This window comes from Paracoccus sp. P2 (assembly GCF_046335115.1).
Classification (GTDB): Bacteria; Pseudomonadota; Alphaproteobacteria; order Rhodobacterales; family Rhodobacteraceae; genus Paracoccus; species Paracoccus pantotrophus.
Genome location: NZ_JBGOSN010000116.1, coordinates 1 through 2,501, shown reverse-complemented (window position 1 = coordinate 2,501; position 2,501 = coordinate 1). Strand labels below are relative to the sequence as shown.

4 protein-coding genes are annotated in these 2,501 nt (G+C 59.2%); all 4 read left to right on the top strand.

Going from position 1 to position 2,501, the window contains the following annotated elements:
- The first annotated feature begins 208 nt into the window (after nucleotides 1-208).
- The 4 genes from ACDP63_RS24550 (at nucleotide 209) to ACDP63_RS24535 (ending at nucleotide 2,311) form a co-directional block, all read left to right on the top strand.
- Complete coding sequence (locus ACDP63_RS24550; protein ID WP_409928824.1) at nucleotides 209-376, top strand: hypothetical protein; 168 nt, start codon at nucleotides 209-211, stop codon at nucleotides 374-376.
- Between the two features lie 261 nt (nucleotides 377-637).
- Nucleotides 638-1,852 carry a DUF6538 domain-containing protein gene (locus ACDP63_RS24545; RefSeq protein ID WP_227493417.1) on the top strand — a complete coding sequence of 405 codons (1,215 nt, stop codon included), beginning with the start codon at nucleotides 638-640 and terminating at the stop codon, nucleotides 1,850-1,852.
- A gap of 38 nt (nucleotides 1,853-1,890) precedes the next feature.
- Complete coding sequence (locus ACDP63_RS24540) at nucleotides 1,891-2,031, top strand: hypothetical protein (RefSeq protein ID WP_241663483.1); 141 nt, start codon at nucleotides 1,891-1,893, stop codon at nucleotides 2,029-2,031.
- Complete coding sequence (locus tag ACDP63_RS24535) at nucleotides 2,024-2,311, top strand: hypothetical protein (protein ID WP_152366812.1); 288 nt, start codon at nucleotides 2,024-2,026, stop codon at nucleotides 2,309-2,311. The genes ACDP63_RS24540 and ACDP63_RS24535 overlap by 8 nt, the downstream gene beginning before the upstream one ends.
- The last annotated feature ends 190 nt before the right edge of the window (nucleotides 2,312-2,501 follow it).

Here is a 2,501-nt window from a genome sequence, read left to right as displayed (position 1 = left end):
GCAGTCTATCTCTAGCAGTCAACTGAATTTCAAGCCCTTTTGATGGCGCGTGATCAAAATTTGTATTGACGACAGTGACGAGCCCATGGGGTCGCCTAGACAGCTTTCCAAAGAGCCCGGCTAGCGTGGGCTTTGCATGGTCGCCAGAAACGCGAAAAACGAGGGCAGGTCCGTATCTGAAATAGAAGTAGATACAGGAGCTTACTTGATGAACAAAAACAACTTCCAACGCATTGTCAAGCACACCTTTCTTGCAATCAGACGTTGGCTAAGCCTGCTGCTGATCGCGTGGGTGGCATCCCGCATCAGCCGTGAACTTGCCATGGCGATCTACACGGAAGCTCTCAAGGCGGGGTGGTACGATGCAGCCCGGTGACGTGGCGGTTATCTCTGCCTTCGATGACGTACCGGGATACCTGTTCCAGACCGAGCGGGTGCCGGACGACCATGTGACAGGGATTACTCTCATTGGTCCTCTGGCGGGGAATACAGAGAACCGGACTTCCCGATGATTCCCAGGGTCTTGGACCCGAAAACCAGATGGCTGGGAACTCAGCAGTCCCTCTAAGCCAAAGCAACCAATCGGAAAAATCAGAAACACTAGAGGAATGGGGCGGATGCCCCAGATGGAGGTCGCATGTCTGTGCGGATCAAATACGCATATCTCAAGCAGCAAACTTGGCTGTATCGCAGGAACTACCCCAAGGAACTCCAGCCTGTTCTGGGGCAGGCCATGAAGCAGTCGCTGAAGACAGGGGATGCCCGCATCGCCAAGGCACGGGCCGCCGAGGTCAATGCCAAGTATGAGGAGGTGTTGGCGAAGGCGAGGGCGGGGCAGGTGGTGGAGAAGCCGGTGCCCGTGATGGTGGCGCCGCCGGTGTTCTCGCCCGTGGTGCTGGTAGGGCGCAGGACAGTCAAGGAACTTGCCCGGACTTATCTCAATCAACGGTCGCGGCAACTTCGGCATGGCGGGTTCAAGTCGGTCAGATTCTCGGTCGGGCTGTTCGTGTCGGCCTATGGGACGAGGCAGATCGGCGCCGTCACACGTGACGATGCCGTGGCCTTCGTGCGGAAGGTGGCGCTGCTCGGCTGTCATGCCGGGAAGTCGTGGCGAACCCGTGGCTATGGGCTGGATCAACTCATTCAGGCCAGCCGTGGCGATCGTATTTCTGCCCGGACGCAGCGGCGGACGGTTAGTCAGGTCGCGCATTTTCTCGACTGGGCGGTGTACGAAGGCGAGTTAGTGGCGAATCCCTTCAAGACCGTGCGGGTGGAGGCAAAGGGCAAAAACCGTAGCTACGCGGCACTGACGGATGCCGAGGTCGGGAAGCTGGTGGACTTAGACGATTCCCGGATCGGTGACGTCCTGCTGTTCTGCCTGCTGACCGGGATGCGAGCCGGTGAAGCTGTTGGGCTGGTCAGGGAGGATTTGGTCTGGAAGGGCAATCTGGGCTGGTTCGTCTGGGTCAGGCCCAACGCGGTCAGGACGCTGAAAACTGATGCTGCCGAACGCTTTATCCCGCTGCATTCAGCCCTGACTCCGGTTCTGGAAAGGCTGCCGAGGCAGGGGCGGCTGTTTCCTGATCTGACGGTTTCGGTCGTGACCAAGCGGTTCGCCACCATGCGGAAAGCTCTGGCGCTGGACCGGCCCGGTGTCGTGTTCCATTCCACCCGGAAATGGTTCGTGACGCAGTGCGAGCGGGCAGGGGTGCCGGAGCATTTCACGGCATCCATCGTCGGGCACCAGTCGGCACGGTCGGAGAACAGGATGACCTATGGCATCTACTCCGCCGGGATCAGCAATGAGCAGAAGCGCGAGATCGTCGAGAAGGTGGGGTTGCCATGCCTCTGATACCTGACATTGACGAGTTCGAGGAAAGGGCCGCTATCATGGAATATGATGGCGGTTTTTCTCGTTCCATGGCCGAGGATCGGGCGGCGCAGGAGCAGGGTTTCCGGGACGCGGCCCAGTTCAGGGAGGCTCTTGCCTATTACCTGCACACCGGGCGTCTGGGAGGTTGGAATGACTGAACCCCTGGAGGTCTATGCGCTGGTGCAGCGTGAGGGGCGATGGTGGCTGCCCTACGGCCCAGAAGCCGATGCCGAAGCTTTGGCACGGGTCTTCAACAGCGATTGCTCGGTGGTGTTCCTTGGACCTGATGGTGGCAGCCTTGCCTATGATGTCACGAACGAGGGGGAGGAGGTGGTCAGGCTCGATGGTGGGGCATGGCTTCCTCTGACATCAACCGTCCTTGCCCCGTGGCAGCAACAAGCCATTGAGCTTGTGATGGATGCCATCGATTGCATGTAGGCTTTTCCTCGGCGGCTTCGGTCGCCGGGGATCACCCACTTTTCTTTTTCTGTTCGGAGGCCCAAATACAACATCAAACACGGATGCGGGGGAAAGTGACCTGCCCCTGAACTTTCATCCAGCCGCGACCGGAGCCCGGTTAGTGTTTACGCCAATTGGCGCAGGTTGAGCAATCGCCCGACGCGCGGAG

What these genes read in the sequence shown, in the direction of transcription:
- ACDP63_RS24540 (WP_241663483.1), top strand. Translation starts at nt 1,891, where the DNA reads ATGGAATATGATGGCGGTTTTTCTCGTTCCATGGCCGAGGATCGGGCG.
- ACDP63_RS24550 (WP_409928824.1), top strand. Translation starts at nt 209, where the DNA reads ATGAACAAAAACAACTTCCAACGCATTGTCAAGCACACCTTTCTTGCA.
- ACDP63_RS24545 (WP_227493417.1), top strand. Translation starts at nt 638, where the DNA reads ATGTCTGTGCGGATCAAATACGCATATCTCAAGCAGCAAACTTGGCTG.
- ACDP63_RS24535 (WP_152366812.1), top strand. Translation starts at nt 2,024, where the DNA reads ATGACTGAACCCCTGGAGGTCTATGCGCTGGTGCAGCGTGAGGGGCGA.